The organism is Atopobacter sp. AH10 (genome assembly GCF_003664595.1).
Taxonomy (GTDB): Bacteria; Bacillota; Bacilli; order Lactobacillales; family Aerococcaceae; genus Atopobacter.
In genome coordinates this window covers 42,382-57,127 of sequence record NZ_QXPZ01000018.1, presented here as the reverse complement: position 1 = coordinate 57,127, position 14,746 = coordinate 42,382, and the positions used below count along the sequence as shown (strand labels likewise).

Here is a 14,746-nt window from a genome sequence, read left to right as displayed (position 1 = left end):
CCTTATTCCCCTGCTGGTTTTGGTGTTTCAGAATTAGCCTGTGGAATATAAACGCTCTTATACCAATTAGCATAGGTATCAGCCGATGTAGTATCTCCAGTTCTTGATTTTACAAGTCCATCTTCTCTTGGATCTGCTGTAAGGGACAGTGTTTCTGTCCCTGGTTCAATGGTATCTTCCTTAGTTTCAGATTCAATGGACGGACGAGATGCGGAGCAGTTATATAGGACGTGCCTAATTGCATTTACATCACCGTCAAATTCAAATAAGAGTGCAAACTTTTCTGTTTCCGATACATTTGCCTTTTCTACAAGTACTCCGTTTTTATCCAGTTCTTCCTTTAAGATTTCCGTTCTAAACCATTCAGGTATCAGTGCAATTTCAAGGTCACCACTATATCCGTTATTTGCAGTAGACCTAAAATATACAATACCATCTGCATAAAAAGGACTGGATTCTCCTTCAGCTTCAAGGCTGATACTTACCGCCCCTGGGATTGCTTTAGGATTTTCATAAGAAAATGTCCCTTCGCTTGATTTTTTAAGTTTTGCTGCATGGACATTTTTAAGGTTATATTTCACTTTATTTCCCATGATTTTCTTCCTCCATTTCAAAAATATATAAGACTTCATAGAGCTTTTCTGACTCTATAAAGACCTCTGATTTGTTATAAAAAATGCCATGCTCATCGAGCACAGCTTCTACTTTCTTTTCTATGTTCGGACTTTTGTAATCCGTATAGATTTCAATATGAACTTCATTTGCTTTAAAATACACTCTTCCATCTGCTGAAAAGTTATCGCTTGCTGGCAGTAGATAAATAAGAAAAGGTGACTCTGGCGATTCCCCTTCAGCAAAGTGATGATAAGCATTTGGAAGCCCTATATCCTTTATAATTTCTAGTAGCTTATCCATTGGAAATAGTCTCCTTTATCTCTTCTTCAAAAACCTTTATGGCCTTTTCTTCAGCATTTGCTATATGTGGTCTTGCAGATACTCTTCCTCCACCACGTTTTACATGACCAAATTCAAGAAGGTGAGTAAGCTGATATTTGTTTCTTGAATGAACTACAAGCTCAAGGCTACTTGATGTTTCTCTCACAGTTTTTACAGTCCAGCTTTTCCCATATTTTCCTGTATCACTTGGAGCATTCGCACTGATTTCATCACGCACAATCTTTCCTGCTTTTTGAACTGCCTTTTTCACATTTTCAGTTGTAACATCAGCATATTTTTCAAGCTCCTTCATCACTTCAGATGAAAGACTATCAATTTTTACCTTACTCATCTTTCCACTCTCCTGCAGTGCAGTTTCACACTTTTCTTCTTGTAATTCATATGGTCTATGCCCTCAATTTCATAAATATCATTATGAAAAATAACTCTATATCCAACAGAAGATAAGACCGATACTTCCTTACTATAGCGAATGGTAAAGTCAATCTTGCTTTCATCCCATATAGCACCACTACTTGTTTCTTCCTTTGGACTTTCACTGCTGATAGTTGCATAGCAAGAGTAAAATTTACTCCATACATTTTTGTGGTTTCCTATCTCATCTACCTCGACCATACTTTTTTGAAGTTCGATGCGTTCACTTAAGAGTGATATCTTCATTTTTCTACCTCCATTTTCAATAACAAGAAAAATGTTCTCGTGCCCAACGATAGAAATATAGAAATCTTTGATTTCGTGATATTTCATCGGAAGGGTGCATTAAAATCCCGCCTTTCTTACTCCAAATAACATTGACCTAAGGGTGATCGTTAGTTCATGATGGTCAGCTTCTTCCCTATGCTCATAAAGATAGGCGACAGCATATAGCACTGCCACCTTATATTCTTCAAAATTTTCACCAATGATTTCTTCTTCATCTTTTCTTGCAATAGCAAGGCACATCTTCTCGGAAGACTTTATGAGGGTGCTAATCAGATTATCATCTTCACTGGTATCTACTCTGAGATAATTTTTCATTTCTTCAAGACTTACAACCATAACTAGCACCCCCTCCTTTATTTTGCTTTAATAGTTAAAAGATGAACCGCCTCAGGAAGAATCAGTTTTCCATCCACTCTTTCCTTTGCAATAAAGCCTGTCGTATCCGTTTCAGCATAAAGCTCCGTAAGTTCCTGCATAGACCTTGTTCCTCTGTCTGCAATGTTGTAATAAGAAAAATCACCGAATGCAATGGCAGGTTTTCCCGCTTCTACAAGAGGTGCATACGCTGATGTGAAAATAGGATAACCAAGCAGTCTATCCGGTTCTCCTTCTTTAATGGAAGGCTGCCACATATAGTTTCCGTTACCATCTTTCAGTTTTCTAATGATGGCAATGGTCTGGTCATTCATAATGAATTTAGCCTTTTGACGATATGGTCTTCCAAGTGCATACACGAGACTGATAATATCGTCAGATGAAATAGTTGCTCCTGCTGTTGTTACATCACTAATTGCACCACCATCTTTATGGAAAATTCCAAGTGGCTTTTTCTTTCCATCTCCATTAAGAAACGCATCTTCCTCGGCATTACCGATTGCCTTACCAAACTGCTCAATAATATAATTTTCAAGCGGGAACATACTGTCATATAAAAGCTCGTTTGTAATCTTAACTCCAACAGCAAGTTTAAAGGCATCAATGGTAATTTGGCCGAATGTCGCATCATCAAATGGAATCTTGCCACCTTCTTCAACCCAAAGTGCTGCAGGTTTTGTTGCAGTCACCGTAATTCTATGAAGCCCGGATGTGGTAATCTTTGTTCCAAGAGTTCTCATGATGTTATTTTCCGTTAATACATCAATCAGTCTCTTATCATATTCCTCCGGAACAAGATATCCTCCATCAGTGTCCACTCCTTCCTGCAAAAGGTTTGTAATCTGCTTAAAGTTACTTCTGATTGCCTTAAGCATATCCCTTCTGTATTCATCGGATGCTCTTCCCTTTTTCTCCGGATTGTCATCCACTTTCATTGGTTTTGTTACGATAGCATCAGACATAGGTTTAGATAGCTCTTTGTCCATCTCCTCCATCTTCTGCAATCTTTCAATTTCTAAGCTGTAGTTATGGACTTTCTTTTCCATTTCATCATAGCTTAAAGCATCTTCTTCAGAAATAAGTCCGTCTTTATCTCTCTTACTTTCAAGAAAAGCCTTAGCACCTTCCCAAGCCTTATTACGTTTTTCAATCATTTCTAAAATCTTACTCATTTTTCTTCCTCCTAATTTTATTAATCAATGAAAAATGTTCTCGTGCCCAACGATAGAAATATAGAAATCTTTGATTTCGTGATATTTCATCGGAAGGGTACATAGTGTTCTACCTCCAATTTTTCATTAAAAAAAGACGGTCCATTAATTCGTCCGCCTTAATACCTGTATTTCTTTCTTTGTTTTCTATCCTGCATTTAGAAGCAATCTTATCCATCAGTGAATTTACAACCTGTGCCTTTGAATACATCATGGAAACTTGTGGTACCTCTATGTCTGTAGTTTCACTTCTTTTTAAGATATCATCTGCAAATCCAAGTTCCACAGCTTTATGTGCATCCATCCAAGTTTCTGAGTCCATTAAATGTGACAATTTCGTTCTAGACAACCCTGTCTTAATTTCATAAGCATTGATGATGGATTCTTTTACTTCGTCCAGCATTGAAATTGCTTTTTCCATCTCCCCCTTATTTCCAAACGCTATGGTCATAGGATTATGGATCATGAGCATAGATACTGGACTCATTAATACATTTGTCCCTGCCATTGCAATAACTGATGCTGCACTTGCTGCGATACCATCAACTTTTACTGTGACATCTCCCTTATAGTCAATTAGCATATTGTAGATTTGAGCTGCTGCCACACAGTCACCTCCTGGCGAGTTAATCCAAACGGTAATGTTTCCATTCCCCTGATTTAACTCCTCTTTGAAAAGCTGTGGTGTCACATCATCATCAAACCACGATTCTTCAGCTATCGTTCCATTAAGGAATAGGATGCGTTCTGTCACTTCCTCTTCGTTTTGGTTTCTCATTACTTGATTCTTCCACTTCCAAAACTTCTTCATTAGGTTCTTCCTCCTTTCCATCTTCACCTGCAAATGCTCCTGCCTTTTTAAGCGGGAGCATATTTCCATTTATGAGATATAGGTCACCTCCATCTTCACTTGGAATACGGTCTAGGTTTTCTAATTCTCTAATATCATTGGCAGACATCCATCCGTTTTGTCTTGCTGTAGCATAGCCATTCATTCTTGATTGGTAATCGCCACGAAGGAGTCCGTCCACATTGAATTTGACATAGTACTTTTTCTTTTCCTCCTCAGTAAAAAGCCTTCTGACAATTGCTTGTTCCCATCTTGCTACCCAAGGGTCAAGGGTATACTTTACAAACTCAAGTGACTGCTGCTCAATATTAGAAAAGCTCGACTTCTCAAGGTCACCTACCATATGTGGTGGGACTCTAAAGATTCGAGCTATCTCATTGATTTGAAATTTTCTTGTTTCTAAAAACTGTGCTTCATTTGGAGAAATCGAAATAGGTGTATACTTCATTCCTTCTTCCAAAATCGCTATTTTATGACTATTGCTACCAGAGAATCCTTTTGACCAGCTTTCCCTCATGCCTTCAGGATCTTTTACTGTTCCGGGATACTCTAAGATTCCACTCGGAGTTGCTCCATTAGCAAAGAACTTAGCTCCATATTCTTCTGTCGCAATTGCCATACCTATGGCATTTTTAGCCATCGCAATTGGTGAATAGCCAACAAGTCCATCAAAGCCAAGTCCAGGAATATGAAGAACATCGGACTGGTTTAACTTCACTCTTCCTTGTTTTTCTGTTCCTGCATCAGAATCACTGACAAAGTATTCATAATAAATTTGACCTTTATCATCCCTATCTACATTCATCCTATCCGGCATAAGCGGATAAAGTCCTAATACTTCACCCTTACCGTTTCTAATTACTTGTGCATAAGCATTACCCCATAGAAGTAAATGTGTCATCATAGTTTCTCTAAAGACAAAACTTGTCATTTCAGGATTCGGTTCATCATGAAGGACCTTATATAACGGGTGTGCTATAGCTTTTTCTGTCCCTGTATCGATTCTTTCATACACATGAAGTGGCAAACTTGCCACAGCCTCAGATAGTATTCTTACGCAGCTATATACTGCAGTCATCTGCATAGCAGATCGTTCATTTACTCTTCTTCCGGATGATGAACCGCCCATTAAAAAGCTATATGATGATCCATTTGTTCTATTTGTAGGCTTATCCCTACTCTTAAATAGGCCACTTAATACGCCCATACACATTCCTCCTAATTTTTTGCAAAACAAAAGCACCTACTGTAATTAGTAGATGCCTTATATTATTATTTATGTTTGGGAAACAAATTTATAGATCACCATGCATAAAGTTCCCCAATATTAATTTTTATAACTACATTATCTTACTTTAACAACCAATCAATTATATCAATAGACTGAATTCCATCATATTCATCATCAATAGCTTTGTCTAAAGTAATAACCATTTTTTTATAATTATTATGGATTTTTTGTAACGGTTTTAATTCTCTTTCTCTTACAGATTCATTTTTCATGCTTTCTGTTACTTGAACATACATTTTTTCATTTGCATTTGTAACAATAAAATCGACTTCTAAATTGTCAATTTTTCCAATTGCTACATCAAACCCACGTCTTAACAATTCAAAGTAAACTATATTTTCTAATGCATGTCCTCTGTCTCTATCTCTAAATCCAAGTAAATAATTTCTTAGTCCAATATCTACGATATAATACTTCCCAAGTGTTCTTAGATATTCTTTTCCCTTTATATCAAATCGCTTAACATCATAAAACATGTAGGATTCTTTCAATGCTCCTACATATGATGCAATAGTTTTCGTTGCCGGTTTACCTTGCCTTTCACGATTTTGAATCATGTTTTCAGATACAAGTGTATTGCTTACCGAATTAAGAGAGGTATTATTTCCGATATTATCCGCTAAAAATAATATAATTTTTCTAAGTAATTCTGCATCAGTAATTTGTCTTAATCCTCTTCTTTTTTCACGTTCAAGGATATCTCTAACAACGACAGTTGAATATACTCCATCGAGTAATGTCATCGCTTTGTCTTGTTCAAGTCCAACATCAGCTATTCCAGGCATACCTCCATATCGCATATATGCATCAAATAGATCCCGGATTTCAACAATTTCATCATTCTCATTTACTGCTCTTTTTTTCTTTTCCCCAATTGGTGTTTTATATTCCTTTAGTTTATATCCATGAAAATCTATAAATTCCTTGAATGACAATGGATACATTTTTATTTCTACATATCTACCGGATAAATATGTGGAGTATTCCGATGACAATAGGTATGAGTTAGATCCGGTTATATATATATCACAATCAAAATCAACACGAAATGAGTTTATGGCATCTTCCCATCTTTCTATCCTTTGAAGTTCATCAAAGAATAAATATGCTCTTTTTGTAGTTGGAATTTTTTTCTTTACATAGTCATATAATTCTTTGTAATTCATCTCTTGAAATTCAAGGGATTCAAAATTTATCGCAATAATCTCATCTTGTTTAACTCCGGAATTCAAAAGATGTTCCTGCATTAGTTTTAATAAACTTGATTTTCCACATCTTCTAATTCCTGTTATAACCTTTACGGGTTCTTTGTCTTTAAATGCAATCAATTGATTCAGGTATATATTTCTAGTTTTTAGCTTTCTCTCATAACGCAACATACTATATCCCTCCTTTTTTTGATTACATTATACCCTAAACTTTTATTTTTATCAAGTTTGAGGTTTCAATTCCCTAAACTTTTCTTATTTTAATAAATCAACTTTTTCTGAAATAAGAGTACCATTTTCCTATCCATATTTCAAAACATGTATCTACATAAACAAAATCCCTCTGCTGTCGTACACACTTTCTGTATTGGCATTTCCACATCTTATTGCTCTATCAAGTCCCATGATGGTAGCAATTGCACCATCAATTTTTTCAGTAGACTTTTCTTTATCTGCTTTTATGTTTCCAGCCGGATCTGTTCTAATAAAGATATTATCCATCATCCATCTAAGAACTGGATTTCCACCATGAGCAAGTTTTTGCTCTAGTGTTAGTTTCATTAGTTCCTTAGTAGGGGGACTCATATCCTTAAATCCTTGTCCAAAAGGAACTACTGTAAAACCCATTCCCTCTAAGTTTTGTACCATCTGAACAGCACCCCAACGGTCAAAGGCAATTTCTCTAATGTTGAACCTTTCTCCTAGCTTTTCTATGAATTTTTCAATATAGCCATAGTGAACCACATTGCCTTCCGTTGTTTGGATATATCCTTGTCTTTCCCAGACATCATAGGGTACATGGTCACGTTTTACTCTTAAATCCAGCGTATCTTCCGGTATCCAAAAGTAAGGCATTACAACATACTTGTCATCTTCATCTATTGGTGGAAAGACTAAAACAAAGGCTGTAATATCCGTTGTAGATGAAAGGTCAAGTCCTCCATAACAGACTCTTCCTTCTAATTTCTCTTCATCTACTGCAAAAGAACAAGCATCCCACTTTTCCATTGGCATCCATCTAATTGCTTGTTTTACCCATTGGTTAAGTCTTAATTGTCTGAAGGAATTTTCTTCACCCGGATTTTGCTTTGCTGATTCACAGGCTGCCTTTACTTTATCTATTCCAACCGTCACTCCTAGAGATGGGTTTGCTTTCTTCCATACCTTTGGATCTGTCCAATCGTCAGTTTCATCTGCTCCATAAATGACCGGATAAAAAGTGGGATCAATTTTTCTTCCTTCTAAAATATCCTTAGCCTTTTGATGCGTTTCGTAGCAAATAGAATGAGTATCTGTACCTGCAGTTGTAATAAGAAAATATAAAGGCTGAGTTCTTGCATCACCTGAACCTTTTGTCATAACATCAAAGAGTTTTCTATTTGGCTGGGTATGAAGTTCATCAAATACTACTCCATGAATATTAAAGCCATGCTTGGAGTAAGCTTCTGCTGATAAGACTTGATAGAAAGAATTTGTTGGCTTATAGATAATTCTTTTTTGTGATGCCAGTATCTTAACCCTTTTATTAAGTGCAGGGCACATCCTTACCATATCTGCAGCCACATCAAAAACGATAGTAGCCTGCTGTCTATCAGCAGCACAGCCATACACTTCAGCTCTTTCTTCACCATCACCACAACAAAGAAGTAAGGCAACAGCTGCTGCAAGCTCACTCTTTCCCATTTTCTTTGGGATTTCAATGTAGGCTGTATTAAACTGCCTGTATCCGTTTGGCTTAATCACACCAAATAAATCTCGTATGATTTGTTCCTGCCAAGGGAGTAACTTAAATGGCTTACCAGCCCATGTACCTTTGGTGTGGCTTAGGCATTCAATGAAATTTACAGCATAGTCAGCATGACTTTTACTATATTTAGAATCTTTTGCTTTAAACTTTGTAGTCTTGTATTTTGCCATCAAATCACCTCCTTTACGTTATAATCGCATTTTGACAAATCACAGATTTGAAACAATGCGATATCTGACCTACTACGAAATTAAAGATTTCTGTTAGGTCATAAAAAAATACAGCCCTTTGGCTGCTACTACGAGAAACAGAGCCTAGGCTCTGAAATTCTTTTATTGTTAATTTTGTTTTAATGACCACTCAATTGCGTGACCATCATCTTCAAATCTTTCTTCGCTTACTTCCCTTAGTCCAATAAAACCTTCGCATGAATGGTCATCATCTAAAAATTCATAAACGGCTGCAAAGTAGCAGTTCCCATCTGAATGATAATAGTGTCCTACAAGAATCACCCTATCTCCAAAGGTTATGACCTTACCCCATCTAGTTTCTAAATCTTCCGGTGTTGCCTGTGTTGGTATCTTGTACTTGTTAGCCAAATCTTTCATCTTACTCATCGTATTTCCCCTCCAATTCTAAGAATTCATCGTAGGTGATGAGGTCTTCGTCATAGAGCTCAAAGTTTTCATTGCCCTTGTAGAATTCTCTTTCTTTTTCTTCTCTTGCTTTGGCTCTTTTTAGGTATTCATTCCAGCCAATCTTGCCTTCGTCATAAAGTTTTCTTTCAGGCTCTCTTTTATAAAATGCTGCTTTCTTCTCATTTAGTTTTTTTGTTGCTTCCTTAAAAATTTCTTGCTTTGTCATGTTCGTTTCTCCTTTGTTTTTGGTATGTGTATATTCCCGTAATTTGAAGGATATAGCAAGTCGTTTTTAAAGAAATATGTGCTTTATTTTCATAATAATAGTAGTTTTATTTGCCATAAATAATGAAATCAACATAAGCCTTTCTATCCGTTTCAAGAAAATCTACAAGCTCATAAAAGTCCATTTCGTAAGCGATTCTTTGAACAGTATTTACATCAAACATATTTGTGAGTCCCATTTTTCTTATTGCGAGGATTTGCTCCTTTATTTTATCGTTCATCTGAAACCCTCCTGCAGGAATCTTCACCATAAGCTATGCTTAGGCTACTTCCATTATCCCAAGAAACCATAATGGAGCCAATATCATCAACTCCCCTTACCGTTCCTTTTGTACCAATAGGCGGTGCTTGGATATCATCCATAGATACAAGGTCCACTCTACTTCCCACCGGATATCTTTTCCTTATTCCTTCAACAACCTCTCTACTTGGAAATCTCATCTTAATGACCTCCATTTCTAAAAGCTGATGAACCAGATAGTTTTTCAAGAAGTAATTTTCTGTCTTTCTTAAATTCATCTCCGATAAAGCCAAGCCTTAAAAGAAAACATCTAAAGGCATACTTTTCATTGACCACTTCTTTTGAAGATTCGTTGATGCGTTTGGCACCTACGCTCATCTTACAAAGTGCTGCAATGAATTTTGTGTATGTCATTAGATGTTCGTTATCGATATTTTCAAACCAAGGAAAACTTACTTTTTCTTCATCTTCCTCTATCTCAAAGCTTGTAACTCCCAGTGCCTTTTTGATTAAATCGCCCTTATTTTCAAGAATTTTATTGAGTTTGGATAAATCCACCTTCTCTCTTGGAATTGCCACTGTAAGCCCCTGTGTGGCCACTGGCTCCCTTTTAATCTCTTCTTTAGGTACAAAGCCGTCACCGATAAGATTGTGAACTAACCTTTCAAGTGCGAAATCATCTTCACATAAAACTGTCCCCGTCTTATCAATTATAAAGATTCCAACCTCATAAGCTGTACTTGGCATTCCTAAATACTTGGATTTTTCATTTGTGATTCTTTCAATCCCTTTGACAAGCTCTTTTCTCTCTTTACCTGTAACATTAAATTTTACTTGCACTTGTTTTTCCTCCTTTAGTTTTGGTATGTGTATATTCCCGTACTATCAGAGATTTATCAAGTTATATCTGTTCATTACTTAAAATAAAAGTGCTTAATTCCTGCAAGTACAAAGCATACATTAGGAAGTGCCACGCCATTCCCCCACATTTTGTATTCTGCTGAATCTGTATGAGGATTTGCAAGCCATTTTCTTATCTGCTTTTCACTTCTTGGCTTAGTAGCTTTCGTTACAACTTCTCTATAGGTTTCAAAGACTTCAGTCCAAAAGTTTAATTCTTCACTGCTAGGATTTTCTGTTTCAAGTCCTTCACACCAACCATCCGGGAAACCTTGAAGTCTGCCGCACTCCTTTGGAGTTAGTCTTCTAACAATATATCTTTGACCCGCCACGTCATTTACAACCGGAGGATCTTTATAGTCACTTGCAACTAAAGTGTTGGCTAGATTTTCCACTGCCTCAGTATGATGGGAGTTTTTGCTGGTTGAATAAATTTCCTTTTCTACGATAAGTTTACCTTGACCTGCCATCTCACTATGAACACCCTTTGGTCCATCCATCGCACATAATGTACCTGCTGTTTTGTCACAGTAGACAATGGCAAGTCCGCCTTGATTAGCTTCCGGTGAGTTTTGACCCGTGTTAATGGTTCTTGCCACATCGGTTTCATAGATATTGGCTCTGTGATTTTTGGTGTTTTCTGAGGTAATACGGACATCAAATGTTCTGGTACTATCTTCTACTACAAAAGGCTGATTGTTTCCTCCCGTTCCAAGACTTGCTCCTATAGTATTACTCACAGCAAGAGGTCCTTTAAATCTGGAATCTTGTCCATGATTTTCAAATACCAGTGGCGGATGATTTCCTACACTTGCAGTGATTGTTCCAGTCTTTTTTTCATGAACATCCATCCTCTGACCACCTTGGTCATTTAAGCACAGATTTGTGACTGCATCTCTAGTGCTTTCTTTAAGACCTCCGGCAGTTCTTTTCCACGGGCATTTGCTCTTTTCAAGATGCCAAGGCATGCCTTCGGACTCAAATAATATTTTTCCGGCACTTTCTCCATTAAAATCGCAGACAAGGTAGATACGTCTTCTTCTTTGGGGAACTCCCCAGTACTGAGCATCAAATACCCTCCAGCTAAGTGAGAAATCTCCTGCCACGATAAGACCTGCATTTTGCCATTTCTTAGGTCTAGCTTCATCAATTTGATGTCCTTTGATTTGACAGATTTCTTTGAGGACTGAGAAGAAGTCCTCTCCTTTGTTTGAGGAGAATGCGCCTGGCACATTTTCCCAAACGATATATCTTGGTTTTTCTCCATGCGTTTCCTCCCTCATTTCTTTAATAATTCTGATTGCCTCATAAAATAAATTAGAGCGAGAACCACTTAGCCCTGCTCTTTTACCTGCTATAGACATATCTTGGCATGGACTGCCAAAAGTGATAATGTCCACAGGTTCTATTTCATTTCCTTTAATACCAGATATATCTCCTAAATGTTTTACATCCGGCATTCTTTTTGTAGTTACCCTAATTGGAAAAGGCTCAATTTCTGAACAACTAATAGGCTTTATACCTACAAGTTTTGCTCCTAAACAAAATCCTCCTGAACCATCAAATAGAGAACAAAGTGTAAGAGGTTTATTCTGTTTTTTCTCCATCTATTTCTACCTCTTTCACCAAATCTTTATATGATAATTTCTTACCACTACGAATCACATAGACATTTTCACTATCTCCGGTATCTTCCACATATCGTCTTAAAATAACTGATGCATACTTTTCATCAAGTTCCATCGTATGACAGATTCGATTTGTCTTTTCACAAGCCATTAAGGTTGAACCACTACCTCCAAAGGTATCAATGACGATGGCATTTTCCTGACTTGAGTTTTGAATCGGATAGGAAAGTAAATCTAGTGGCTTTGATGTCGGATGATTTTCATTTCTCTTTGGTTTATCAAAGTTCCAAATAGTTGTTTGTTTTCTATCGGAATACCATGAATGCTTGCCATTTTTAAGAAAGCCATAAAGCACAGGTTCATGTTGCCACTGATAGTCACTTCTACCAAGAACAAGTGAGTTCTTTACCCATATACAACAGCCTGCAAGATGAAATCCTGCATCAATAAAAGCTTTTCTAAAATTAAGTCCTTCCGTATCAGCGTGAAAGATATAGGCTGCTCCACCACTTTCCAAATGCTCGGCCATATTTTGAAAGGATAGAAGAAGGAAATTATAAAACTCTTCCTCTTTCATCGAATCGTTTTTTATCGTAAGTCCACTGGCACTTTTAAATGAGACCCCATAAGGGGGATCGGTAATAATGAGATTGGCTTTTTTACCACCCATTAACTTGTCTACATCTTCCTTACTTGTTGCATCACCACACATCAGAGTGTGTTTGCCAACATTCCAGACATCGCCTTTTTCTACAAAGGAGGCTTTTTCAAGTGCTGATGTCAAGTCAAATTTATCATCTTCTACCGTTTCCTTTTCAGAGTTTCCAAATAACTCATCCAGTTCTGCTCCATCAAAGCCCGTTAGGGTTAAATCAAAATCCATGCCTTCTAATTCTTCAATCTCAATTCTTAATAGTTCCTCATCCCAGCCAGCATCCAGTGCCATTTTGTTGTCAGCTATGATATAGGCTTTCTTCTGTGCCTCAGATAGATAATCAACCAGTACGCATGGCACTTCTTCCATCTTTTCTTCTTTGGCTGCCATAACTCTTCCGTGACCTGCGATGATATTAAACTTGGAATCAATGATGACTGGATTGATAAAACCAAATTCTCGTAAAGAGGATCTAAGTTTCATAATCTGCTCTGGAGAGTGAGTTCTTGCATTATTCACATAAGGGACTAGTTTACTAATTTCCACCATTTCCATTTTTGTTTTCATAAGCTCACCCCATTAAAAAAGACCCCATTCAGCGAATTTTTCAAATCCACCAATAGAGTCTATATACTTTCTTGCGATATTTACGATTTCGCTATACAGCTTACCATCAACTACTTCATCACCAATGGCACAGCTAAGTTCAATCGGTCTTTGTTCTACCTGTGCTTTAAGAAAAGCGTAGATATTTACTGATACATCTGCTTTGGATAAGTCTTTACCATGAAGTCCGCCACCTGTAACCGAGCCTGCCATATCTGATCCAAGTTTTCTGTTGGTAGCTCCTGTATCAACATTAAATCCACCAGTCCAATCTCCTAAGGGATTGATGATTGCATTTGGATAAAGATTTTCAAGTTCATTTTTACTTGCATTACTTTGACAAATAATAAGCTTTGTATCATCTAGGATATATTTGCCATCATATGGGTATTTAGAATAAATTTTTCTTGCTATCTTAGATAACTGTTTTTGTTCAAGTGTAAGAGGTACTCCTTTAAATATGCCATTATCCCCACATCGGATAGTTTCTTCTTGGTTTTTAGATAGATATTTATCCTGTCTTACAATAACAATATCTTTTTTAACCTTTCCAGCAATACGAGCTATTGCCTCTTTAATATCCTTATACTTAAAGTTGACCGTGCTTTCTATAATCACATGGCACACGCCATGACCGATTAAGACTTCTACGGCAACTTTAGGATTATCACAATTTTTATATGCTATATCTACGATAGCACCTGCAATTCTATCTGCAATTTTATCCGGGTGTTTTGGATTTACTTTTTCTATCATTTTTCTTATCTCCTTCTTCTTAATAGCTGCTCCATAAGATCATCGCTATCTTCTTCATAAATTTCTGTACAGTTCTGTTTGACGATATCGTATATCTCATACCAAATAAGATTTGCTGTTTTTTGAAACTGTGATGACATCTGAATAAATGGCGAAGCAATTACTCCACCTGTTGTTGGATGCTTTCCAAGCATTCCATACCTGCTAATAGCATCCTCGCATTGAATATATCTGGCAAAGGCCTGCGAATATGACTCAAGCAATCTTTTATTTACTAACTTTTCGCATTTTCTCTCCTTTAGCCACAGCCATGTTTCTTTATATATTTCATCTGCGCCTAGTGGAATACCATCCTTTTGTTTTGCAGATAGGTACTCACCAGGTTTTGGCATATCTATTCCATCAAGTTCTACACCATCAGGTAAATCTACAGAATCAAGTTCTGCATAGTACATATCCGGTATATCATTTGCAAGCAGTTTTACTTTTTCTCCATTTTGTATTTTTTCAGCTATTGGTCTTGGTTTATCTCCTGCTTTTACTCTTCTGCCACCTCTGTATGTTCCGTCTTTGGCCACATTCATCACTTCCTTTCCATTCATATTTTTTAGTTTTCTTTAATACCCTCTTTGAACCTGCGTTTTTGTGCGTGAGACCCCACGCCCGTTCCACGTGGCTAGGTTCGTAGAGATAATG

The 14,746-nt window shown here is 37.0% G+C and carries 19 protein-coding genes; all 19 read right to left on the bottom strand.

Features of this window, described 5'->3' with window-relative positions; translation table 11 throughout:
- Positions 1-2: 2 nt before the first annotated feature.
- Positions 3-593 (bottom strand): major tail protein, encoded by a 591-nt coding sequence (locus D3H64_RS03940; RefSeq protein WP_121564969.1) that lies wholly within the window; start codon positions 591-593, stop codon positions 3-5.
- Complete coding sequence (locus tag D3H64_RS03935) at positions 583-915, bottom strand: hypothetical protein (protein ID WP_121564967.1); 333 nt, start codon at positions 913-915, stop codon at positions 583-585. Before D3H64_RS03935 ends, D3H64_RS03940 begins: the two co-directional genes overlap by 11 nt.
- Positions 908-1,288, bottom strand: coding sequence for an HK97-gp10 family putative phage morphogenesis protein (locus tag D3H64_RS03930; protein WP_121564965.1), 381 nt, complete (start codon positions 1,286-1,288; stop codon positions 908-910). The genes D3H64_RS03935 and D3H64_RS03930 overlap by 8 nt, the downstream gene beginning before the upstream one ends.
- Entirely contained in the window at positions 1,285-1,617 is a 333-nt protein-coding gene (locus D3H64_RS03925) for a phage head closure protein (RefSeq protein ID WP_121564963.1), read from the bottom strand. Before D3H64_RS03925 ends, D3H64_RS03930 begins: the two co-directional genes overlap by 4 nt.
- A gap of 99 nt (positions 1,618-1,716) precedes the next feature.
- Positions 1,717-1,995: a head-tail connector protein gene (locus D3H64_RS03920; RefSeq protein ID WP_121564961.1), complete on the bottom strand. Its 279-nt coding sequence runs from the start codon at positions 1,993-1,995 to the stop codon at positions 1,717-1,719.
- A gap of 17 nt (positions 1,996-2,012) precedes the next feature.
- Positions 2,013-3,206, bottom strand: coding sequence for a phage major capsid protein (locus D3H64_RS03915; protein ID WP_121564959.1), 1,194 nt, complete (start codon positions 3,204-3,206; stop codon positions 2,013-2,015).
- 109 nt (positions 3,207-3,315) lie between these two features.
- On the bottom strand, positions 3,316-4,056 hold the full coding sequence (locus tag D3H64_RS03910; RefSeq protein WP_370448448.1) for a head maturation protease, ClpP-related: 741 nt from the start codon (positions 4,054-4,056) through the stop codon (positions 3,316-3,318).
- Positions 3,974-5,302, bottom strand: coding sequence for a phage portal protein (locus D3H64_RS03905; protein WP_121564957.1), 1,329 nt, complete (start codon positions 5,300-5,302; stop codon positions 3,974-3,976). The genes D3H64_RS03910 and D3H64_RS03905 overlap by 83 nt, the downstream gene beginning before the upstream one ends.
- A gap of 143 nt (positions 5,303-5,445) precedes the next feature.
- Entirely contained in the window at positions 5,446-6,765 is a 1,320-nt protein-coding gene (locus tag D3H64_RS03900) for an ATP-binding protein (RefSeq protein WP_121564956.1), read from the bottom strand.
- Between the two features lie 153 nt (positions 6,766-6,918).
- On the bottom strand, positions 6,919-8,511 hold the full coding sequence (locus tag D3H64_RS03895; protein WP_121564954.1) for a terminase large subunit: 1,593 nt from the start codon (positions 8,509-8,511) through the stop codon (positions 6,919-6,921).
- A gap of 168 nt (positions 8,512-8,679) precedes the next feature.
- Complete coding sequence (locus D3H64_RS03890; protein ID WP_121564952.1) at positions 8,680-8,958, bottom strand: hypothetical protein; 279 nt, start codon at positions 8,956-8,958, stop codon at positions 8,680-8,682.
- On the bottom strand, positions 8,951-9,205 hold the full coding sequence (locus tag D3H64_RS03885; protein ID WP_121564950.1) for a hypothetical protein: 255 nt from the start codon (positions 9,203-9,205) through the stop codon (positions 8,951-8,953). Before D3H64_RS03885 ends, D3H64_RS03890 begins: the two co-directional genes overlap by 8 nt.
- A 106-nt stretch (positions 9,206-9,311) precedes the next feature.
- Positions 9,312-9,485, bottom strand: a complete 174-nt coding sequence (locus D3H64_RS03880) for a DUF5049 domain-containing protein (protein WP_092086205.1) — start codon at positions 9,483-9,485, stop codon at positions 9,312-9,314.
- Positions 9,475-9,705, bottom strand: coding sequence for a DUF4314 domain-containing protein (locus D3H64_RS03875; protein WP_121564948.1), 231 nt, complete (start codon positions 9,703-9,705; stop codon positions 9,475-9,477). The genes D3H64_RS03880 and D3H64_RS03875 overlap by 11 nt, the downstream gene beginning before the upstream one ends.
- Position 9,706: 1 nt before the next feature.
- Positions 9,707-10,345 carry a virulence protein gene (locus D3H64_RS03870; protein WP_121564946.1) on the bottom strand — a complete coding sequence of 213 codons (639 nt, stop codon included), beginning with the start codon at positions 10,343-10,345 and terminating at the stop codon, positions 9,707-9,709.
- Between the two features lie 74 nt (positions 10,346-10,419).
- Positions 10,420-12,012: a DNA cytosine methyltransferase gene (locus D3H64_RS03865; RefSeq protein WP_121564944.1), complete on the bottom strand. Its 1,593-nt coding sequence runs from the start codon at positions 12,010-12,012 to the stop codon at positions 10,420-10,422.
- Positions 11,993-13,255, bottom strand: a complete 1,263-nt coding sequence (locus tag D3H64_RS03860) for a site-specific DNA-methyltransferase (RefSeq protein WP_121564942.1) — start codon at positions 13,253-13,255, stop codon at positions 11,993-11,995. The genes D3H64_RS03865 and D3H64_RS03860 overlap by 20 nt, the downstream gene beginning before the upstream one ends.
- Before the next feature lie 12 nt (positions 13,256-13,267).
- Positions 13,268-14,050 carry an S-adenosylmethionine synthetase N-terminal domain-containing protein gene (locus tag D3H64_RS03855; protein WP_121564940.1) on the bottom strand — a complete coding sequence of 261 codons (783 nt, stop codon included), beginning with the start codon at positions 14,048-14,050 and terminating at the stop codon, positions 13,268-13,270.
- Positions 14,051-14,055: 5 nt separating this feature from the next.
- Positions 14,056-14,628, bottom strand: a complete 573-nt coding sequence (locus D3H64_RS03850) for a P27 family phage terminase small subunit (RefSeq protein WP_026064997.1) — start codon at positions 14,626-14,628, stop codon at positions 14,056-14,058.
- Between the last annotated feature and the right edge of the window lie 118 nt (positions 14,629-14,746).